Genomic DNA, 20,323 nt, shown 5'->3' with positions numbered 1-20,323 from the left:
CTAGCACGGCAAGTTTGCAAACTCAACTTTGCGGGTTTGCGATTTCAAGATCACTGGTGCGTTTGATCACATAGGTGATGGTCAAAATGGACAGGCTGGTAGTGGCGAGCATGATCAGCAGCAGGGGCAAAGCGCCGGTCCCGGGGACCAATATGGCCCCGGTGCCAATTGCGATCAATGCGCCGCCGCCGGTGTTGATTGTGCCGCCAATGCCAGAGGCGGAGCCGGCCAAATGCGGCCGGACGGACATCATGCCCGCCGTGGCGTTCGGCAGAACCATACCATTGCCAAGGCCCATAAAGCAGACACAGCCAAAGAAGGATATCGGTTGCGCGTCAGTGAAGAGGAACAAGCTGATGCTCAGGACCAATCCCAGGCAGGTCAAAATCGTGCCGATCAGCACCATTCGGTTGACCCCTAGCGTGTTGGAGAAACGCCCTGATATGCCATTCCCAACGATATAGCCCAATGAAGGCGCGCCGAGGTAAAATCCCAAAGCTGCCGGCGATAGGCCAAATATTTCACGGCCAACATAGGCGCCGCCGCCCAGATAGGCGAAATAGGCACCGGCGCTGAAGCTGGCGGTCAGGCAATAGCCCCAAAAGCGACGAGACTTCAGAAGCTCAGGATAAGCGCGAAACTGCTCTGCCATTGAGCTGGTTTGATGCAGATTGGTCTCACCCATGTCCAAATAGGTCAGGGCAAAGACGAAAATGCCAACGCCGAGCAGGAGCCAAAAACTCGCCACCCAGCCAAATTGTGCCTCTAAGCCACCGCCCATTGCGGGTCCGATGAGGGGCAAGATGGCCATGCCCATTGTGACGTATCCCAGCACGGAAGCTGCTTGATCTTGGCTGCAGGTGTCGCGAATCGCCGCGCGAGACAGAACCAGGCCGGTGACCACAACCGCCTGCAGCAAGCGGCAGACCAGAAAAACCTCAAAAGAGGGGGCAATAATGCAGCCCAATGAGGCGCTGCAAAAAATGGCCAAGGCGACCATGACCACGGGCCGGCGTCCGTAGCGATCCGACAGCGGGCCGACAAAGAGTTGGAAGACCGCATTCATTGCCAAATACAGACTTACGGAGAGCGTGGCGCTGGCGTAGCTGACATTGAACGTCTGTGCCATTGAGGGCAGCGAAGGTAGAAAGATGCTGAGACCGAGAGCGCCGACTGCCGAGAGGCAAATCAGTGTGAAGATGCTGGGCGGTGTGGAATTGTCCAAGAACTTGGAGCGGGAATGACTACTCATTGTAAATCGCTATCGCCGCCTGTTGGGCTTGTCCAGACTCTTTGCAATTATTCAGTTATGCAGATTGTTGCCGCAAAATATTTGCAAATATTCCAAATTCGCCTTCGCTTTGTCGGCCGGGGAGGCTATGGTCGCGCAAAGAGGATCTGCCATGACGAATATTTTGAATGAATTACAAAGCCGGCGTGACATTGCGCGGATGGGCGGCGGTCAGCGCCGGATTGATGCGCAGCATGCGAAGGGGAAACTCACCGCGCCCGAGCGGATTGATTTGCTGCTTGATGAGGGCAGTTTTGAAGAATTTGATATGTTCAAAGCTCACCGCTGCGTGGATTTCGGCATGCAAGAGCAAACCTACCCTGGCGATGGCGTGGTCACAGGCTGGGGTACGGTCAATGGACGCATGGTCTATGTTTATAGTCAAGATTTCACGGTTTTTGGGGGCTCATTGTCAGAAACCCATGCGGAGAAAATCTGTAAAATCATGGATATGGCGATGCAAAACGGTGCACCTGTGATCGGATTAAACGATTCTGGTGGCGCACGGATTCAAGAGGGCGTCGCCTCTTTGGCCGGTTACGCAGAGGTGTTTCAACGCAATGTTATGGCCTCCGGCGTCGTGCCGCAGATCAGCGTGATCATGGGCCCCTGTGCTGGCGGCGCGGTCTATTCGCCGGCGATGACTGATTTCATCTTCATGGTCAAAGACAGCAGCTATATGTTTGTGACAGGCCCTGATGTGGTCAAGACTGTGACCAATGAGGTGGTAACGGCCGAAGAGCTCGGTGGCGCGGTCACCCATTCGAAGAAATCATCCGTGGCCGATGGGGCCTTTGAGAATGACGTTGAGGCCCTGACAGAAGTCCGGCGTCTGGTGGATTTTTTGCCGCTCAACAATCGCGAGAAACCGCCTGTCCGGCCATTCTTTGACGATCCGCTTCGCGTGGATAACAGTTTGGACACGCTGATCCCTGCGAACCCGAACCAGCCTTATGACATGAAAGAGCTGATCCATAAAATCGCTGATGAAAGCGATTTTTATGAGATCCAAGAGGAATTTGCCAAAAATATCCTCACCGGCTTTATTCGCATGGAAGGCTCCACCGTTGGGGTTGTGGCCAATCAGCCGACAGTTTTGGCCGGCTGTTTGGATATTGACGCCAGCCGCAAGGCCGCGCGTTTTGTCCGGTTCTGTGATGCCTTCGAAATCCCAATCCTCACGCTCGTGGACGTGCCCGGTTTTCTTCCCGGAACAGGGCAGGAATATGGTGGCGTGATCAAGCACGGAGCCAAACTCTTGTTTGCCTATGGTGAGGCCACGGTGCCCAAGGTGACGGTCATTACGCGCAAAGCCTATGGCGGCGCCTATGATGTGATGGCCTCCAAACATCTGCGCGGTGATTTCAACTACGCTTGGCCCACAGCCGAGATTGCGGTGATGGGCGCCAAAGGGGCAACCGAGATCATCCATCGTGCTGATCTGGGGGATGCTGAGAAGATTGCCCAGCATACGAAAGACTATGAAGAACGTTTCGCCAATCCTTTCGTTGCGGCTGAAAAAGGGTTCATCGACGAGGTGATCATGCCAGCTTCCACGCGTCGCCGGGTGTGCCGGGCATTTGCCAGTTTGCGGGGAAAATCCCTGAAAAACCCATGGAAAAAACATGACAACATTCCACTCTAAGGTCGAAGAGAGCCAATAATGGAAAAACACCGTGGGTTCCCCGGCCGTCTTCCCGGTACGGATGCGCAATTTACCATTCGGCGCGCGAGTAAGAATGGGGCGACAAAAATTATCAGGCGCGAGCGCTATGCAGATCGTCGTCCCCCAGATCGCCGGGCGGATGAGGCGTTTCTGCACGCTTTGATTGAATATTTTGGTGAAGAGCCATTTGAGCGCGGCAACCTTGATGGGGGCCGCCTGTCTTGGTTGTTTGAACGCGAAGTCGTCCCCGCACAGGATGATTTCGATCCCGAATCCTATGTGGCTTTGCTGCGTGTGGATCTGAAAAAAGCGCAAGCGAGCTTTCCACAAATCTTTGTCGAAGGGTGGTCGGCGTGAATTTGCCGGGTCTCATAGGGTGTTTTGCGCGGCTTTGTGCCCAGTGCTTGGGAGCAGCCGGGTCTTCCCTTGGCCTATCCTGCTGCGCTTGTCATAATCTAGGTGTTGGAGTTTCAAAATTCTTTGCATTGGTTTTGAAAACATATCGACCCTTTCTTTCCTTAACCGGTTCTGGCTTTGGCCAGTGCCGGTTCTTTTTTTCGCACAGCTCCTTTGCCTCGAGCTGCGCGCGCCGAGAAGGATTCCTCAATGTTTGATAAGATTTTAATTGCCAACCGGGGCGAGATTGCCTGTCGTGTGATAAAAACAGCCAAGGCGATGGGGATCAAAACCGTGGCGATTTATTCCGATGCGGATGCCCAGGCGTTGCATGTGAAAATGGCGGATGAGGCGGTGCATATCGGTCCTTCGCCGGCGAATCAGTCTTACATCGTGATTGAAAAAGTCATGGATGCGATCCGGCAAACCGGGGCGCAAGCTGTGCATCCCGGTTATGGGTTCTTGTCAGAAAATCGCCTGTTTGCTGAGGCCTTGGAGGCTGAAGGTGTGGCTTTTATCGGCCCGCCGGCCTCTGCGATTGAAAGCATGGGAGACAAGATCACCTCGAAAAAACTGGCCAAAGAGGCCGGTGTGAGCACGGTTCCGGGCTATATGGGTCTGATTGCTGATGCAGATGAAGCGGTGAAAATCGCACAAGAGGTTGGATATCCGGTGATGCTCAAGGCCAGCGCTGGTGGGGGTGGCAAGGGTATGCGCATCGCATGGAACGATGCAGAGGCGCGCGAGGGGTTCCAATCGTCCAAGAATGAAGCGGCGAGCAGCTTTGGAGATGATCGGATTTTCATCGAAAAATTCGTCACGCAACCCCGGCATATCGAAATCCAAGTTCTGGCGGATGGCCATGGCAATTGCATTTATCTCAATGAGCGCGAATGTTCCATCCAGCGGCGCAACCAAAAAGTGATTGAGGAGGCCCCGAGCCCCTTCTTGACGCCCGAAGTGCGCAAGGCCATGGGCGCGCAATCTTGTGCATTGGCCCAAGCGGTGGGCTACACCAGCGCCGGTACGGTGGAATTTATCGTCGACAGCGCACAGAATTTCTACTTTCTTGAAATGAACACGCGCTTGCAGGTCGAACATCCGGTGACGGAGTTGATCACTGGGGTGGATCTGGTGGAGCAGATGATCCGCGTTGCCAATGGCGAGGCGCTGTCCATTACCCAAGAGGACGTGAAAATTAATGGCTGGGCCATGGAAAGCCGCCTCTATGCGGAAGACCCTTATCGGGGGTTTTTGCCCTCAATTGGCCGTTTGACACGGTATCGTCCGCCCGCTGAAAGCCGCAGCGCGACCGCGGCCGTACGCAATGATACCGGTGTTTATGAAGGTGGAGAAATTTCCATGTTCTATGATCCGATGATTGCCAAGCTTTGCACCTGGGCGCCAGATCGTCCCGCGGCCATTGCGCAGATGCGCAATGCGCTGGATGCCTTTGAGGTCGAGGGTATTGGTCACAACATTCCATTCCTCTCTGCGGTCATGGATCACCCGAAATTTTGCGCCGGCAATATCACCACTGCCTTTATCGAGGAGGAATATCCAGACGGGTTTCATGGGGTTGATCTGCCACAAGAGACGCTGAAAATTGTCGGCGCCTGCGCGGCGGCAATGTATCGTTTGGGCGAAATTCGTCGCACAAAAGTTTCTGGGCGCATGGACAATCACGAGCGCCGCGTGCGCGACGATTGGGTTGTTGGCATTCAGGGCCACGAGTTCCCCGTGACAATTGCAGCCGATCCCAATGGATCCACCGTACATTTTGAAAGCGGCAGCCATAGGGTGGCCAGTGATTGGACACCGGGCAAGCCACTGGCTTTGATGAATGTGGATGGTATCGATATCGCGTTAAAGGTTGAGAAATGCACAAGCGGCTTCCGTATCCGCTTCCGCGGGGCTGATATGCGCGTGACTGTGCGCAGCCCGCGTCAGGCTGAGCTGGCCAAATTGATGATCGAGAAAGTCGCGCCGGATACTTCGAAACTCTTGCTCTGCCCCATGCCGGGCTTGATCGTCAAAGTCGATGTGGCTGTGGGCGATGAAGTGCAAGAGGGCCAGACGCTTTGCACAGTTGAGGCGATGAAAATGGAAAATATCCTGCGGGCCGAGAAGAAAGCTATTGTCAGCAAGATCCATGCGGCGCCGGGCGACAGTCTGGCCGTGGATGCGATCATCATGGAGTTTGAGTGAGCCTGAACGGCTCAGACCCGAAGGTGGGGCGACCCTTGGGCCGTTCCATTCTTCGCGGCGGCCTTCAGGGCTTGCTCATCTCGCGCTGTCGGATGGGCATTTTGTCGATCACCCGGCTCAATTCACGCATGTCCCAAGCAAAGGGTTTGCGCAGTTTGATTTTACCATCCTTGCCGATCAAAACCCAATTGAAGCCTTTGGGGTGCAATGTTTTGCGCAGGTTGGACTGGGCTTTGGGATCGGTATCGACCACAATCATGACGTCTCGTTCCTGCAACACAGCAATTTCAGCCTGCAAAAGCGCCATTTGCTGGGTGAAAGTAGGGTCCAGCGGGCTATCGGCGAACACAACCCAGGGCCGCGCCGCCCAGATGACATCTGACAGCTCAACCTCTTTGGCGTCGAAAATATGGGTCGGATCGGAGCGCCAAATGTCTAAGGTCTCCCCGGCCAAGACCGGTGGCGCGATGGCCAGAAGCCCGAGCCACAAGTGGAACACTCTTTTAAACATAATATCTCCTTCATGGTTCTATATAGGGCCTTTGCAATTGCAAGCGAAGGGGTTGAACGAAAAATACCCGGGCATCGGCCCGTGGGACAAGGAGCGCGGATAATGACAGATAAGACATCTTGGAGCGAAATTGCTGGCAAAGAGCTGCGCGGCAAGCCATTGGAGTCTTTAACTTGGGATACGCTCGAAGGCATCAAGGTGCAGCCGATGTATACGGCTGAAGATGCGACAGGATTGGCGCATATGGGCAGCGTGCCGGGGCAAGAACCCTATACGCGCGGTGTCAAAGCCACCATGTATTCCGGCCGGCCCTGGACCATTCGGCAATACGCTGGATTTTCCACAGCCGAAGAGTCCAATGCCTTTTACCGCCAAGGGCTCGCAGCCGGGCAACAGGGGGTATCAGTGGCCTTCGATTTGGCCACGCATCGGGGCTATGACAGCGATCATCCGCGCGTTGTCGGCGATGTTGGCAAAGCTGGGGTGGCGATTGACAGTGTAGAGGATATGAAAATCCTCTTTGATGGCATCCCGCTGGATAAGATTTCTGTCTCCATGACGATGAATGGCGCGGTGATCCCTGTTTTGGCCTCCTTCATCGTGGCCGGTGAAGAGCAAGGCGTCAGCCGCGCGGCCCTCTCGGGCACAATCCAAAATGACATTCTCAAAGAATTCATGGTGCGCAATACTTATATTTACCCACCTGAGGCCTCCATGCGTATTGTGGCCGATATTATCGAATTTACCGCCCGTGATATGCCGAAGTTCAACTCCATTTCGATCAGCGGTTATCACATGCAAGAGGCCGGTGCGAATTTGGTGCAGGAGTTGGCCTATACCATTGCAGATGGGCGCGAATATGTGCGCACGGCGATTGCGCGGGGGATGGATGTGGATGCCTTTGCCGGGCGTCTGTCGTTTTTCTTTGCCATTGGTATGAATTTCTTTATGGAAGCGGCGAAATTGCGGGCTGCAAGGGTTTTGTGGCACCGGGTTATGGCAGAATTTGATCCGAAAAATCCCAAATCCAGCATGCTGCGGACCCATTGCCAAACCTCCGGTGTGAGTCTGCAAGAGCAAGATCCCTATAACAACATCGTGCGCACGGCTTTTGAAGCGATGTCCGCGGTTTTGGGCGGCACACAATCGCTGCATACCAATAGTTTTGATGAGGCCATTGCCCTGCCAACGGAAACCTCGGCACGCATTGCGCGCAACACACAGCTCATTTTGCAAGAAGAAACTGGGGTGACCAATGTGGTTGATCCGCTGGCGGGCTCTTACTATGTGGAAAAACTCACTGCTGATCTTATTGATGAGGCCTGGGCGCTGATCGAAGAGGTTGAGGAGATGGGCGGCATGACCAAAGCCGTGGCCAGCGGCCTGCCCAAGCTTAAAATTGAAGAAAGTGCGGCGCGGCGTCAGGCGATGATTGATCGCGGGGAAGAGGTGATTGTTGGGGTCAACAAATATACCTCGGACAAACAACCCGACATTGAGGTGCGCGATATTGATAACAATCAGGTGCGCGAGGCCCAGGTCGCGAAACTCCAATCCATCCGCGCGAGCCGTGATCAAACGGCCTGTGATGCGGCCCTTCTTGAGCTTGGACGGCGCTGCGTTGAAGGGGGCAATCTATTAGAAGCGGCTGTTGAAGCGGCGCGTCATCGGGCGACGGTGGGGGAAATTTCATTGGCGATGGAGGGCACATTTGGCCGACATCGCGCGGAGGTGAAGACATTGGCTGGCGTGTATGGATCTGCCTATGAGGGCGACGAAAACTTTGAAGCAATTCAGAGATCTGTGGAAGAATTCGCCAAAGAAGAGGGACGCAGGCCCAGGATGCTTGTGGTGAAAATGGGGCAAGATGGCCATGATCGGGGCGCCAAAGTGATTGCCACGGCCTTTGCCGACATTGGTTTTGATGTGGACGTCGGCCCCCTGTTTCAAACCCCTGAGGAGGCGGCGCAGGACGCGGTGGACAATGACGTGCATGTGGTTGGTATTTCCAGCCAAGCGGCAGGTCACAAAACCTTGGCGCCCAAATTGGTGGAGGCATTGAAGGCCGCAGATGCGCAGGAGATTATCGTGGTCTGTGGCGGGGTTATTCCTCAGCAAGACTATGATTTCCTCAAAGCCGCTGGCGTAGCGGCGATCTTTGGTCCGGGCACAAATATCCCCGATGCGGCACAGAATGTTTTGGATTTGATCCGAAAGGCGCGCAGCTAAAGCGCGGCAGAGGGGGATGGTATGTTAAGATTGGATCACATTGCAGTGGCGGGGGAAACCCGGCAAGCCGCAACGGATTTTGTTCAAAATTGCTTGCAGGCTGCGCCACTTGCGGCCGGCCAGCATCCACATTTCTCAACGCATAACCATCTTTGGGGCATGGGTGAGGCCTGCTATCTGGAATCCATCGCGATTGATCCGGAGGCACCCTCTTTGCCCTATCCGCGGTGGTTCGGTTTGGACCGCTTTTCTGGTCCGCCGCGCATTGCCAGTTGGATTTTGGCAACCGACAATATCCAAGAGAGCCTTGCCCGGCTTAGCCCCGAGTTTGGAACGCCGGTGCGGCTTGAGCGTGGCGCCTATACTTGGGATATTTCCGTCTCAGATACGGGAGACTTGCCATTTGGTGGTTACGGGCCGGCGTTGATTGAGTGGCAACCGCCTGCCCATCCTTGCCAGAATTTGCCCGACAGCGGCTGTCGTCTGATCTCTTTGCAAGTTCAACACCCGCAAGCCGACCAAATGCAGGCGCTTTTGGCAGAGCTTATCGGTGATGAACGCATTTGCTTTTCAACCGGCCCTGCGCAGATTTCCGCTGAAATTCAAACGGATCACGGTTTGGTGACGCTCAAGTAGAGGCTTTGCCCTTTCGTCTTGTGCGCACAGGGCCTAAGATGCCACCCATGTCTATTTGGACCCGCATCACCGCTGCGCTTTCCGCCCTTGCCAAGGGCGAAGGGCTTTCAGCAGTTTTCGAGAAGCTGCGCAGCCCGCCGGAGAAATCCGTCGGGTTTACCATCGCTGTGATCGCATTGAGCGCAAAGATGGCCAAAGCCGATGGCAGCGTCACCCGTGCGGAGGTGCTGGCGTTTCGGGAAGTTTTTTATATTCCCACCTCAGAAGAGAGCAGTGCGGCCAAAGTGTTTAACCTCGCGCGTCAGGATGTGGCCGGATTTGAAACCTATGCTCGGCAAATCAAATCTATGTTCGGTGCAAGGATGGATATCCTGGAAGACTTGCTTGAGGGATTGTTTCACATAGCCACCGCAGATGGATCTTATCATGCGCAAGAGGATGCGTTCTTGAGCCGAGTTTCCGATATTTTCGGCCTGTCTGCACGGGGCTTTTGCGTGATCAAAGCCCGTTACGTCAAGGGCGCAACCGCCGATCCTTTCGATGTTTTGGGCGTCTCGCCGGGCGCAAGCTTTGAAGAAATACGTTTGGCATGGCGGGCACTCGTGAAAAAGAATCACCCCGATCAGCTGGTGGCGCGCGGCGTTCCGCGCGAGGCTGTAAAATTGGCCGAAGCACGTCTGGTGGCGATCAATAAGGCGTGGGAAGAATTGGCAAAGGTCCAGGCCTAGCCATCGCGCAGCCCTGGGCGTGAGACAGGTTCTAAGTCAATCGCATATCGGTGCGGAGCTTTGCATCCAGGGATGCGGCCAAAGAATTGAGCCGGGCTTCGGCCACCTCCCCAAACAGAGGCGAGGCCTCTGCCGTGAGCGTGAGCGACAGTGTTTTTGTCTTTGCGGACCAGTGGAGCTGGGCGGTCTCATCGTCGGGATCGGCCCAGAGCATCGCGCCAAGGCGCATGGCTTTGCCTAAGATCTCAGCCTGTTTTTGGTTGGGCTCATCCAGAAGCGTCAAAAGCTCTTCAAACCGGGTGCCTGCGCGGCTGTTTCGGTAGCGATGCAGCAATGCCAAGCCCAGAAAAATTCGCTCCTCATGGCTCAGCCCGCCCAAATTGGCACGGGTGGCATATTCGAAGCAAACCTCCGCCCGGAAATCAGGATGGGCGCGCCAGCTTACATCATGCAGCAAACACGCCGCGCGCACCAGCCGCGCGCGACTGGGGGACATCTTGGAAAAGAGCGGGGAGATGAACTTGTGCAGCCGCATACCAAAGCCCGGAAGCCGCGCATCCTTGCGCTCGGCGAAATGGCAGCTTTCGATCAAAGGGTCGCGGTCGCGCATGGCTTGCGGCATCTGTTCATAAAGAAGCCCCTCTCTAATCCCATAGCTTGAGATGGCGATGTCATGGGGCTTGAACCGTTTGAGGAGGCCTTTAAGAATTTCTGCCGCGATTGGCACAAGTGCCATTCGGCTTTGTGTCACGCGGATGGTCTGGCGCAGCGCTTCGAGATCACAGTCTTCGATATAGCGCAAAGTGGCCTTCACATCGCGGGCCGTCATTTGATATTCGTGCATCACATGCAGCGGGTATCCGCGCCTGTGCATATCAATACGCGCCAAGGCCCGCCAAGATCCCCCAACCAAAAAGAGCCGATCAGATTGTGGTCCCATTTGATCGCGCAGATGATCTAATGTCTCTGCGATCACCGCTTTACGTCCCTTTTTACCGCCCGGGACATTGATCAGCTTCAATGGCCCAAGTGGAGAGGTCACTCTTTGGCCCACTTGCCCATTGGCAATCTCTGCCAATTCCATCGAACCACCGCCAATATCGCAGACAAGGCCATAAGAGCCGGGCCAGCCAAGCAAGACACCCTGCGCCGCCAGTCGGGCTTCTTCCTCGCCATCGATGACGTGGATTTTCAACCCCGTTTCGCTTTGGACCTGCGCGATGAAGTCGTTGCCATCGCTGGCCTCACGCACGGCGGCGGTGGCGACAGCGGTCAGGCTGGGCAGGCCGATGCCTTTGGCAATGGTGCAAAATCGTCGTAAGGCAGAGAGGGCGCGCAAGCGCCCATCGGGATTGAGCTTGCCACTTTCGGCCAAGCCTGCACCAAGTGCGCACATGACTTTTTCATTGAAAAAATAGGCCGGAGATCGGGCGGCGCCGTCAAAAACCACTAAGCGTACGGAGTTCGAGCCAATATCAACCACCCCGACGCGTGACAGATCGCGGGCCTTGGGGTTATCAAATAAAGGCCGCTCAAACGGGTCCCATTTTTCAGAGGGTTTTACCAAGTCGTCCATCTGGGCTCCTGCGGGTTTCCGCAATTGTCTTTCACTCAGCCTAGGCGATTCGACCGAGACTTCAAAGAGTGGTTAGGAATCATCGGTATGGGTGAGCTGCGGCACATCCTGCGCCCCGGCACTGCCACGTCCCGAGAGCGAGGGGTTCTCCATGAAAAACCGGTGGCAACTGAAGGCGAAGCTGCCATCTGGCCAAGTGGCTCTTGCATAGCTGCCATTGGGTTGCATCACCCAGGATTGGGCAACATCGGCCAGATTGGCCGCCATGATCTGGCTGACAATCTGCGCCTTGACGGTTTCATTGTGAATTTCAACCAATGTTTCAACCCGGCGGTGTAAGTTGCGATCCATCCAATCGGCAGAGGAGATATAAACCCGCGCCTTGGGGCTGTTCAGATCATGGCCATTGGCAAAGCAAACGATGCGGGAATGCTCTAAGAACCGCCCAATCACGGATTTCACGCGGATATTCTCAGAAAGCCCAGCCACCCCCGGTCGCAAGCCACAAATCCCGCGAATGACGAGGCTGATTTTCACCCCCGCCTGCCCCGCGGCATAGAGTGCGTCGATCACTTCTGCATCAATCAGGGAATTTAACTTGACCCAAATAGCCGCAGGCTTGCCAGCCTTGGCGTGTTCGGCCTCAGCTGCGATGCCTTGCAGAAGGGTGGTTTTCAAAGTCAGTGGCGAAATGGAGATATTTTCAAGAGTTTCGGGCTGTGCATATCCTGACAGATAGTTGAACACTTTTGTGGCATCTCGCCCCAAAGCCGCATCGCAGGTGAACAGGCTCACATCGGTGTAAATCCTTGCGGTGATCGGGTGATAATTGCCGGTGCCATAATGGGTATAGGTGACCAAACGATCACCTTCTTGCCGCACGATGGTGCTGATTTTCGCATGGGTTTTAAGGTTCATAAAGCCATAGACCACATGGGCTCCGGCGCGCTCCAAGCGGCGGGATTGACGAATATTGGCGGCCTCATCAAAGCGGGCTTTCAGCTCGACCAATGCGGTTACGGATTTCCCATCTTCTGCCGCTTCGCACAAAGCCTCCACGATGGGGGAGCGTTTTGATGTGCGGTAAAGTGTTTGCTTAATGGCCAAGACATTGGGATCTCGCGCGGCTTGTTGCAACAAGCGCACGACCATATCAAAAGTCTCATAGGGGTGCTGCAGCAGCATATCTTTGTTGCGAATTGCGGCGAACATATCGCCGTCATGATCGGTGACCCGCTCGGGCACGCGCGGTGTGAAATTGGGCCACAGGAGGTTGGGCCGGTCTTCAATGACCAATTCTTTCAGATCGGGAAGACCCAACATGCCATCCACTTCGATCACCTCGGTATTGGTGACGGAGAACTCGACCATAATGTCATCGCGCAAAGCTTTGGGGGCATTTGCACTTATTTTTAGGCGAATGACTTCGCCGCGCCGCCTGCGTTTGAGGGCAACCTCAAATTCGCGCACCAAATCTTCGGCCTCATCTTCGACTTCCAAATCGCTGTCGCGCAGGACGGAGAAACTGCAATGACCTTTGAGCGCATAGCCTGGGAACAATTGCTCCAAATGCATCAAGATCAGCTCTTCGAGCGGAAGGTATCGATAACCATTCCCGGGAAGCACCACAAAGCGGCTAATTTGCTGCGGTATGGGCACCAAGGCGCGCAGGCTGCGCTTGTCCGTCTTGCGCTCAAGCTGCAGCGCGAGGGCAAAGCCAGCATTGGGGATGAACGGAAAGGGATGGGCCGGATCAATCGCCAGAGGCGAGACCACGGGAAAGACATGGGACAGGAAATATTGCAGCAGATAGGCGTGATCCTCTTTCGCCTCCGCTGCGGTCAGAATTTGAATATCCTGCTCCGCCATTTCTTTGCGCAGATTGGCAAGAACCGATTGCTGTTGGCTCATCAAATCGCGCGCTTCGCTGTCGATGAGCTCCAATTGCTCAGGGATGCTGCGCCCGTCTATACCGGGCGTGATGCTGCCCGCGCGGGCCAATTCGCGCAGACCGGCGACGCGCACAGAATAAAATTCGTCCAAATTGGTGGCGGAAATTGACAAGAAGCGCAGGCGTTCGAGCAAAGGCACATTGAGGTTATCCACCTCCTCTAAAACGCGCCAGTTAAACGCCAGCCATGACAGCTCTCGGTTCAAAAATCGATCTGGCCCGGTGATATCAAGACCACAACTTTGCGCTGCGGGGAAATCACTGTGCAGAAAGTCAGCGGGGTGCGTCATGGTTTATCCTATATCCAAGGCGGTAATTTATACCTCTTGAATGCAAATTGTAAGGGGGCGCCCTAGGCCATAACCGTCGCGGCCATAGCGCGGGTGATCGGGCGCTTGGTGGACATGCTCTGACGGTCCAATTCAGCGACAATATCACTGGCCGCATCAAAACTGCGATCCATGTTTTTTAAGATATATGCCAAGACGGCTGGGGTTGGGGAGAGCTGACGATCCATGAAGGATTTGAGCAAGACCGCGTGCAGCAAGGCGTCATCGGGGCGGTCAATTTTGGCGCAACTTGTGCCTTCGAGCCGACTAAGCAGGTCGGGCAACTGGAACCCGGCTTGTCGCATGGCGATGTTGGAGGCCATAAGCAGCAGCCCGCCGCTTGATTGCAGCTGGTTGTGCAGATGAAACAAACGGGTTTCAGCAGGCAAAATGCCTGCCACCTGCTCAAGGTTGTCTACCACAACCCGCGCCCCGGCCTCTGGCGGCGCAAATTCTCGCAGGGGATCAATTTTCTGGGCGTTCTGTTCGGTGGCCCAAATTTCCAAAAGATGCGTTTTGCCGCAGGCTTTGGGGCCCAGGAGGACCAACTTGCCTTGCGGCCAACTGGCGGCGTTTTCCAGCTGCGCAACTGCCTGTTGATTGGCTTCTGATACGAAAAACGCATCGCGCTCTCGTGCCACCTTGATTGGCAGTCTGAAGCTGAGTTGCTCACTCATCTTTGGGCTCCGAATGGCTTAACCCGCGGTACAATAGCCCCGCTTTATATTGTTGCATCAAAAACCGTGCGACAACGCCGATCATAGCCGCGACCGGCACGGCGACCAACATGCCGACAAAGCCAAATATGCTGCCGAAAACGGAAAGGGCAAAGATCAGCCAGACCGGATGCAATCCGACGGAGTTTCCCACGAGTTTTGGCGTCAGCACATTGCCTTCTAAAACCTGCCCGAGCATGAAAATAATGGCAATCACACCAATGGACATCCAATCTCCCCAAAACTGGAACAGCGCCAAACCCAGCGCCAGACCACCGCCCACCAAGGCGCCGACATAGGGAATGAAAGAGATCAACCCGGCCACAAAGCCGACCACAATGCCATAGTTTAGCCCGGCCAGCATCAAGGCAATGCCGTAGTAAAGCCCTTGGATAAAGCACACCGTGCCTTGTCCGCGGATGAAGGAGGCGAGGGTGGCATCAATCTCGTGGCCCAATCTGCGCACGTTCTCAAGGTGGTCGCGCGGGATCAGCTCGTCAATTTTTGCCACCAAATTGTCCCAATCGAGCAATAGATAAAACGCGACAACGGGCACGACCACGATCAAGACCACAATATTGACGATGGAATTGAGCGAGGAGGCCAGACCATTAACCAAAGCGCCACCGCGCGCCTGTATGGTCTCGCCCAGCCCAGTCAGGGACTGCCTAATCGCGCTGTTGTTATCGAGAAGATCCGGGAAGCGGGTTGTCAGAAATGTCCAGAGATCGGCGGCAATCTGAGGCGCCGTATTGAACAAGGAAATCGCTTGCTGCACCAGCAATGGCACGATCAGCAGCATGGCTAAGACAAATACGAAAATCGCCGCCAAGGTGATCACACTTGTGGCAAGCAGGCGCGACAGCCCCCAGCGCTCCATCCGGTCGGCAATCGGGTCGAGCAGGTAAGCAATGGCCCCGCCCAAAATGAAGGGCAGCAATGTGTCGCCCAAAAACCAAAGCACCAGGCCCAAAACGGCGGCGGCAACTCCCCAATAGCGCAGCTGTAAAGACACTGGTAAGGCCATGATCAATCTCCCTTTGTCGTTCAACTTGCGTATTGTAGCCCAGCTTGCAAGAGGGGGAAGGGAAATATCGCGGCTATGACGCAGTTTCGACCGCTTTCGCTTGTGACGCTCGCGGGGGGGCATTAAACTGGCCCCTGAAATCAATTGGAGTGTTCGATGCGCCTAAGTCGCTACTTTTTGCCCGTCCTGAAAGAAAACCCCGCCGAGGCGCAGATTGTCTCGCATCGCTTGATGCTGCGTGCTGGGATGATCAAGCAATCTGCCGCGGGCATATATTCTTGGTTGCCGCTTGGATTAAAGGTGCTCAAAAATATTGAAAACATCGTGCATGAAGAGCAGGCGAAAGCCGGGCATTTGGCGATGTTGATGCCAACCATTCAATCGGCAGATCTTTGGCGAGAATCAGGGCGCTATGACGATTACGGCGAGGAGATGCTGCGCATCAAAGATCGTCACGGCCGCGATATGCTTTTCACCCCCACCGCAGAAGAGCTGATCACAGATATTTTCCGTGGTCACGTCACGTCCTATAAGGATATGCCCCTGACCATGTATCAAATCCAGTGGAAGTTCCGCGATGAGCGGCGCCCACGGTTTGGTGTGATGCGGGGCCGCGAATTCTATATGAAAGACGGGTATAATTTCGACCTGACCAAAGAAGATGCGATGCACGCCTATAACCGCCATTTGGTCAGCTATCTGCGCACATATGAGCGCATGGGCCTACAAGCCATCCCCATGCGGGCGGACAGCGGCCCGATCGGTGGCGATGATACCCATGAATTTTTGGTTCTGGCCGATACAGGCGAGAGCGAAGTGTTCTACGACAGCGCAGTGACAGATCTGACCTTTGGTGATCGTGACATCAATTATGATGACAAAGCGCAATGTCAGTCGATCATGGAAGAGTTTACGACCAAATACGCCCGCACCGATGAAACCCATGATGAGGCGCTTTTCGCCGAGGTGCCGCAAGAGCGCCGAAAAGTGGCGCGCGGGATTGAAGTGGGGCAGATTTTTTACTTTGGCACAAAATATTCCGAAGCTATGGGGGCCACGGTCCAGGACGGTGATGGTAAACAGGTGCCTGTGCATATGGGCAGCCATGGCATCGGCGTGAGCCGGCTTGTTGGGGCCATTATTGAGGCCAGCCATGACGACAAAGGCATCATTTGGCCAGAAGGTGTCACCCCATTTCATTGCGGAATTGTGAATCTCAAGCAAGGTGATGCAGAGGCGGATGCCGCCTGTGAGGATCTTTACCACCATTTGACCAAAGCGGGACTTGAGCCGCTGTATGACGACCGCAACGAGCGCGCCGGCGGCAAATTTGCCACGATGGATCTTATCGGCTTGCCTTGGCGCTTAACGGTCGGACCAAGGGGCTTGAAAAACGGTGTGGTTGAACTGACCTGCCGTAAAACTGGCGAGAGTGAAGAATTGACGCCTCAAGCCGCGATCGCCAAAGTCATTGCGCAATATAATTGAATTCAAGCGCGCATGAGGCGCAGAAAGCGGCATAGCCCATGAGGCAAGAGGAATGGATGAAGGCCCAGAGGCCAGCCACCGCGAGGCGCCTATGACCCGCGCTGCGCCCTTTGCCGCTTTTGAATTTCTGATTGCTTGGCGCTATCTTAGGGCCAAACGCGCCGAGGGTGGCGTCAGCGCGATGACCTGGATCAGCTTGATTGGCATCGCCCTTGCTGTGGCTGCTTTGATTATTGTGCTGGCTGTGCGCAGCGGCTTTCGCACGGAATTTGTTGATGCAATTTTGGGCGCCAATGCCCATGTGACGGTCTATGAACAGCGTTTCGATGGCCCCAGTGGTCGTTTTGACTATCGGATCGAAGAGTTCGAGGCCTTAACAGCCCAAGTGCAGGCGGTGCCGGGGGTCACGCGTGCAGCTCCGCTGATACGCGGGCAGGTCATGGGCACGGCAAACGATCAAAATCACGGGGTGATTGTTTTTGGCATCACGCTTGAGGACCTAAAAACCATCCCCAACGTGGCGGGCTCCGAGCGGAGCCAAGGAGATATTGATGATTTTTCCCAAGGGGTGGCGATTGGTTCTGGCGTGGCCAAGGCACTGCGCTTGGCGATTGGGGATCGGATCAAACTGATCTCACCTAATGGCGTGCGGACGGCCTTTGGCACAAGCCCGCGGGTCAAGTCTTATACGGTCTCGTACATCTTCACCGCGGGGCATTATAACATTGATCAAACACGCCTTTATCTACCCTTCGAGGAAGCGCAGAGTTTTTTCAACAAAGAAGGCTTTGCCGATCAGATTGAGGTTTTTGTTGATGCGCCAGAGCAAGCGGAGGTCATGGCGCGCAAGCTGCGTGAAGCGGCGGGCGAGTCGGCTGTGGTGGAAACATGGCGCGATTACGCGGGCGGATTTCTGCGGGCCTTGGCGGTTGAAGACAATGTGATGTTGGTCATCATGATTGTGCTGATCTTACTGTCCACTATGAATATCATCTCGGGCCTCATCATGCTGGTGAAAAACAAGGGCCGCGATATCGGCATTCTGCGAACCATTGGCCTCAGCGAAGGCACGGTGTTGCGGGTATTCTTCCTGTGCGGCGCGGGGATTGGCTTGGTCGGTACGCTTCTGGGCGTGATTGTTGGCGTGGTCTTTGTGGTCAACATTGATGCGATTTTCAGTCTGGTGAATTACCTATCTGGTGGGCAAGTCTGGGATCCCTCGATCCGGGGCATCTACCATCTGCCCTCAGAGCTGCGCGGTGTGGATGTGCTCAACGCCGTGGGGATTTCACTGTTTTTGTCCTTTTTTATCACCATTTTCCCCGCAAGACGGGCGGCCAGGATGAATCCGGTGGAGGCATTGCGCAATGAATGAGCCGGTGTTGTCGTTGACGGGGATCTGTAAATCCTACAATCCGGGCCAGGCCAATGAGGTGAGGGTGCTGCAGAGCTGTGATTTGACGCTGATGGCTGGGCAAGTGACCTCGCTGGTGGCGCCATCTGGTTCGGGAAAGTCCACATTGCTGCATATTGCCGGCCTGCTGGACACCGCCGACAGTGGTCAGTTGCAGATTGCGGGGCGCGACATGTCACGCGCCGATGATCGGCTGCGCACGGATTTGCGACGGATGGAAATTGGTTTTGTCTATCAATTTCATCATCTGCTCCCAGAATTCACGGCGGCTGAAAATATCATGCTGCCGCAGCAGGCGGCGGGCAAGGCGGTCGGTTCTGCCCGCAAACGGGCGCTGGAGCTTTTGGATCAAACGGGTTTGGCAGAGCGTGCCGATCACAGACCGAGTGAATTGTCCGGCGGGGAGCAACAAAGGGTCGCCTTTTGCCGTGCACTGGCCAATGAACCAAAACTTCTGTTGGCCGATGAGCCGACTGGGAACCTCGACCCTGAAACCTCTGATCACGTGTTTGATGTCTTGATGGGCCTCGTGCGCAGCACGGGCATGGCGGCGTTGATTGCCACGCATAATATGGAGTTGGCTGCCCGGATGGACCGGCAAGTGCGGTTGAGCAAGGGACAGATTGTCTGAATATTGTGTTGCTTAACCTGGAAAAGCCTGATTTTTTCTCCAAAATGATGACCTTTAGACCTGTTTGAATTGGAAATGCTATGCCGCGCTGCTCTGTCTTGGAAATTGAAACTGCCAGTAAATTGGCGCTTGAAGCTTTTGGCGCAAAAGACTGGATAGCCACCTCTGTGGCGCGGGCCGTTGCCGATGCGGAGGCGCATGGCAATGTGATTTGCGGGCTCTATTATCTCGAGAGCTATTGCCGCCAATTGGCCACAGGCCGGGTGAGCGGTTCGGTGGATCCAAAGGTCACGGCCTCCCGGCCGGGCTCGATCTTATCGGACGCGGGCTATGGCTTTGCGCAGCCGGCTTTTGAGGCCGCTTTGCCCATGGCGGTGGCCGCCGCGCGGGAGAATGGCACGGCCTCGCTCGCGGTGGCTCATGCGCACACCTGCACATCTTTGGGATATTTCACCGCGCAATTGGCCGCTGAGGGTTTGATGGCGATTGGTTTTACCAACGCCAGCCCAGTTGTGGCGCCTCCGGGGGGCAACCAAAAGGTGATTGGCACCAATCCCATTGCCATGTCGGTTCCAGATGGTGCCGGTGGCCTCGCGGTGCATTTTGACTTTTCCACCTCTGCCGTGGCGCTGGGCAAGATCACCATGGCAAAGGCCGCCGGGGAGGAAATTCCTTTAGGCTGGGCTGTGGATGCGCAGGGTGTGCCGACGACGAATCCAGAGGCAGCACTGGGCGGAGCTTTGGTCTCAGCCGGCGGCTATAAAGGCTGGGGTTTTGGCATATTGGCCGAGCTTCTCGCCGCGGGGATGACAGGGTCTGTCAATTCCTTGGATGTCGGTGGCTTGAAATTGCCGGACGGCCCGCCGCATGGATTGGGGCAGTTTTACCTTATTTTGGATCCGAGCACCCATCATGACGGGTTTGCCGATCGTTTGGCACGGCTTGCAGATGCGGTGGCTTCGCAGGAGGGCGCACGGCTTCCCGGCAGTGCCCGCAGCCCTATGGCGGAAGTTGATGTGCCTGATGCGCTCTGGGATCTGGTTGCGGAGCTGGCAAAGGGTCCGCAGTAGACTGGTCGCTTAGGCCTTTTGCGTCAGCAAGACCCCGGTGGCCATGAGAAGTAATCCGCTGAGACGGGTCCAGGTCAGAGGGATTTGCTGAGCGCCAAATAATCCGAAATGATCGATCACGGCCGCGGAAATCAATTGGCCGATGAGCACAAAGAAAATGGCATTTCCAACGCCAAACTTGGGCGCAATCGCGGTTATGGACAGCACATAAAACGCCAGCAAGACGCCGGCAAAGAACAGATGTTTTGGTGCAGTTGCGAGTTTGACCAGAGCGCTGGGCCCTTGGGTCATGGCGACCAGGCTGGCGGTGAGCAAGCCCACAGCGATCAACACCACCCCGGCGAGCATGGGCGCGCCAAGAGATCGGCCGAGGGCTGCATTCATCGCGGCCAAGACCGGTATCCCAATCCCCGCCGCAAGCATTGTAATCGCATAGATTGGCATAGATTGCGGTCC

At 55.4% G+C, this 20,323-nt stretch carries 17 protein-coding genes; 10 read left to right on the top strand and 7 right to left on the bottom strand.

The features are described 5' to 3' along the window. Positions 1-22: 22 nt before the first annotated feature. Positions 23-1,252, bottom strand: coding sequence for a Bcr/CflA family efflux MFS transporter (locus tag RCA23_RS14395; RefSeq protein ID WP_044050894.1), 1,230 nt, complete (start codon positions 1,250-1,252; stop codon positions 23-25). 151 nt (positions 1,253-1,403) lie between these two features. Here RCA23_RS14395 and RCA23_RS14390 point away from each other — a divergent pair, with 151 nt between their 5' ends. The 3 genes from RCA23_RS14390 (at position 1,404) to RCA23_RS14380 (ending at position 5,561) form a co-directional block, all read left to right on the top strand. Further along, entirely contained in the window at positions 1,404-2,936 is a 1,533-nt protein-coding gene (locus RCA23_RS14390; RefSeq protein WP_044051624.1) for a carboxyl transferase domain-containing protein, read from the top strand. An 18-nt stretch (positions 2,937-2,954) separates the two neighbouring features. Further along, positions 2,955-3,314 (top strand): hypothetical protein, encoded by a 360-nt coding sequence (locus RCA23_RS14385; protein WP_044050893.1) that lies wholly within the window; start codon positions 2,955-2,957, stop codon positions 3,312-3,314. Positions 3,315-3,563: 249 nt separating this feature from the next. Further along, positions 3,564-5,561, top strand: a complete 1,998-nt coding sequence (locus tag RCA23_RS14380) for an acetyl-CoA carboxylase biotin carboxylase subunit (RefSeq protein ID WP_044050892.1) — start codon at positions 3,564-3,566, stop codon at positions 5,559-5,561. 64 nt (positions 5,562-5,625) lie between these two features. Here RCA23_RS14380 and RCA23_RS14375 read toward each other — a convergent pair whose 3' ends face one another. Continuing rightward, positions 5,626-6,072 carry a DUF4174 domain-containing protein gene (locus RCA23_RS14375; RefSeq protein WP_044050891.1) on the bottom strand — a complete coding sequence of 149 codons (447 nt, stop codon included), beginning with the start codon at positions 6,070-6,072 and terminating at the stop codon, positions 5,626-5,628. A gap of 102 nt (positions 6,073-6,174) precedes the next feature. On the opposite strand from RCA23_RS14375, the gene scpA reads away from it, so the two are divergent. The 3 genes from scpA to RCA23_RS14360 are packed head-to-tail and all read left to right on the top strand — an operon-like array spanning position 6,175 to position 9,665. After that, positions 6,175-8,301 carry a methylmalonyl-CoA mutase gene (gene scpA, locus RCA23_RS14370; RefSeq protein WP_044050890.1) on the top strand — a complete coding sequence of 709 codons (2,127 nt, stop codon included), beginning with the start codon at positions 6,175-6,177 and terminating at the stop codon, positions 8,299-8,301. A 21-nt stretch (positions 8,302-8,322) separates the two neighbouring features. Continuing rightward, on the top strand, positions 8,323-8,937 hold the full coding sequence (locus RCA23_RS14365; protein WP_044050889.1) for a VOC family protein: 615 nt from the start codon (positions 8,323-8,325) through the stop codon (positions 8,935-8,937). Positions 8,938-8,984: 47 nt separating this feature from the next. Beyond that, positions 8,985-9,665: a molecular chaperone DjiA gene (locus tag RCA23_RS14360; protein ID WP_044051623.1), complete on the top strand. Its 681-nt coding sequence runs from the start codon at positions 8,985-8,987 to the stop codon at positions 9,663-9,665. Between the two features lie 31 nt (positions 9,666-9,696). On the opposite strand, the gene RCA23_RS14355 is transcribed toward RCA23_RS14360, so the two are convergent. From RCA23_RS14355 to RCA23_RS14340, 4 genes are all read right to left on the bottom strand, one after another. After that, a complete protein-coding gene (locus RCA23_RS14355) occupies positions 9,697-11,241 on the bottom strand; it encodes a Ppx/GppA family phosphatase (RefSeq protein WP_044050888.1) in 1,545 nt (514 codons plus the stop codon). A gap of 72 nt (positions 11,242-11,313) precedes the next feature. Further along, complete coding sequence (locus tag RCA23_RS14350) at positions 11,314-13,482, bottom strand: RNA degradosome polyphosphate kinase (protein WP_044050887.1); 2,169 nt, start codon at positions 13,480-13,482, stop codon at positions 11,314-11,316. A gap of 62 nt (positions 13,483-13,544) precedes the next feature. Continuing rightward, a complete protein-coding gene (locus tag RCA23_RS14345) occupies positions 13,545-14,198 on the bottom strand; it encodes a P-loop NTPase family protein (RefSeq protein WP_044050886.1) in 654 nt (217 codons plus the stop codon). Next, on the bottom strand, positions 14,191-15,264 hold the full coding sequence (locus RCA23_RS14340) for an AI-2E family transporter (protein ID WP_044050885.1): 1,074 nt from the start codon (positions 15,262-15,264) through the stop codon (positions 14,191-14,193). Before RCA23_RS14340 ends, RCA23_RS14345 begins: the two co-directional genes overlap by 8 nt. Before the next feature lie 156 nt (positions 15,265-15,420). Here RCA23_RS14340 and proS point away from each other — a divergent pair, with 156 nt between their 5' ends. The 4 genes from proS to RCA23_RS14320 all read left to right on the top strand — a co-directional run bounded on the left by proS (position 15,421) and on the right by RCA23_RS14320 (position 19,867). After that, positions 15,421-16,752: a proline--tRNA ligase gene (proS, locus tag RCA23_RS14335; RefSeq protein ID WP_044050884.1), complete on the top strand. Its 1,332-nt coding sequence runs from the start codon at positions 15,421-15,423 to the stop codon at positions 16,750-16,752. A gap of 91 nt (positions 16,753-16,843) precedes the next feature. Continuing rightward, on the top strand, positions 16,844-18,127 hold the full coding sequence (locus RCA23_RS14330; RefSeq protein WP_044051622.1) for a lipoprotein-releasing ABC transporter permease subunit: 1,284 nt from the start codon (positions 16,844-16,846) through the stop codon (positions 18,125-18,127). Then, entirely contained in the window at positions 18,120-18,797 is a 678-nt protein-coding gene (locus RCA23_RS14325) for an ABC transporter ATP-binding protein (RefSeq protein WP_044050883.1), read from the top strand. Before RCA23_RS14330 ends, RCA23_RS14325 begins: the two co-directional genes overlap by 8 nt. An 80-nt stretch (positions 18,798-18,877) precedes the next feature. Then, positions 18,878-19,867, top strand: coding sequence for an Ldh family oxidoreductase (locus RCA23_RS14320; protein ID WP_044050882.1), 990 nt, complete (start codon positions 18,878-18,880; stop codon positions 19,865-19,867). Between the two features lie 9 nt (positions 19,868-19,876). Here RCA23_RS14320 and RCA23_RS14315 read toward each other — a convergent pair whose 3' ends face one another. Further along, positions 19,877-20,311, bottom strand: a complete 435-nt coding sequence (locus RCA23_RS14315) for a DMT family transporter (protein WP_044050881.1) — start codon at positions 20,309-20,311, stop codon at positions 19,877-19,879. Between the last annotated feature and the right edge of the window lie 12 nt (positions 20,312-20,323).

This window comes from Planktomarina temperata RCA23, from assembly GCF_000738435.1.
In the GTDB taxonomy this organism is placed as follows: Bacteria; Pseudomonadota; Alphaproteobacteria; order Rhodobacterales; family Rhodobacteraceae; genus Planktomarina; species Planktomarina temperata.
The sequence above is the reverse complement of the archived record's forward strand: the minus strand, read 5'-3'. Positions and strand labels throughout refer to the sequence as shown.

Excerpts from the sequence above, each read along its gene's own strand:
- proS (WP_044050884.1), top strand. The coding sequence starts at position 15,421 with ATGCGCCTAAGTCGCTACTTTTTGCCCGTCCTGAAAGAAAACCCCGCC.
- RCA23_RS14320 (WP_044050882.1), top strand. The coding sequence starts at position 18,878 with ATGCCGCGCTGCTCTGTCTTGGAAATTGAAACTGCCAGTAAATTGGCG.
- RCA23_RS14365 (WP_044050889.1), top strand. The coding sequence starts at position 8,323 with ATGTTAAGATTGGATCACATTGCAGTGGCGGGGGAAACCCGGCAAGCC.
- RCA23_RS14395 (WP_044050894.1), bottom strand. The coding sequence starts at position 1,252 with ATGAGTAGTCATTCCCGCTCCAAGTTCTTGGACAATTCCACACCGCCC.
- RCA23_RS14355 (WP_044050888.1), bottom strand. The coding sequence starts at position 11,241 with ATGGACGACTTGGTAAAACCCTCTGAAAAATGGGACCCGTTTGAGCGG.
- RCA23_RS14330 (WP_044051622.1), top strand. The coding sequence starts at position 16,844 with ATGACCCGCGCTGCGCCCTTTGCCGCTTTTGAATTTCTGATTGCTTGG.
- scpA (WP_044050890.1), top strand. The coding sequence starts at position 6,175 with ATGACAGATAAGACATCTTGGAGCGAAATTGCTGGCAAAGAGCTGCGC.
- RCA23_RS14340 (WP_044050885.1), bottom strand. The coding sequence starts at position 15,264 with ATGGCCTTACCAGTGTCTTTACAGCTGCGCTATTGGGGAGTTGCCGCC.
- RCA23_RS14390 (WP_044051624.1), top strand. The coding sequence starts at position 1,404 with ATGACGAATATTTTGAATGAATTACAAAGCCGGCGTGACATTGCGCGG.
- RCA23_RS14375 (WP_044050891.1), bottom strand. The coding sequence starts at position 6,072 with ATGTTTAAAAGAGTGTTCCACTTGTGGCTCGGGCTTCTGGCCATCGCG.
- RCA23_RS14325 (WP_044050883.1), top strand. The coding sequence starts at position 18,120 with ATGAATGAGCCGGTGTTGTCGTTGACGGGGATCTGTAAATCCTACAAT.
- RCA23_RS14315 (WP_044050881.1), bottom strand. The coding sequence starts at position 20,311 with ATGCCAATCTATGCGATTACAATGCTTGCGGCGGGGATTGGGATACCG.
- RCA23_RS14350 (WP_044050887.1), bottom strand. The coding sequence starts at position 13,482 with ATGACGCACCCCGCTGACTTTCTGCACAGTGATTTCCCCGCAGCGCAA.
- RCA23_RS14345 (WP_044050886.1), bottom strand. The coding sequence starts at position 14,198 with ATGAGTGAGCAACTCAGCTTCAGACTGCCAATCAAGGTGGCACGAGAG.
- RCA23_RS14380 (WP_044050892.1), top strand. The coding sequence starts at position 3,564 with ATGTTTGATAAGATTTTAATTGCCAACCGGGGCGAGATTGCCTGTCGT.
- RCA23_RS14385 (WP_044050893.1), top strand. The coding sequence starts at position 2,955 with ATGGAAAAACACCGTGGGTTCCCCGGCCGTCTTCCCGGTACGGATGCG.
- RCA23_RS14360 (WP_044051623.1), top strand. The coding sequence starts at position 8,985 with ATGTCTATTTGGACCCGCATCACCGCTGCGCTTTCCGCCCTTGCCAAG.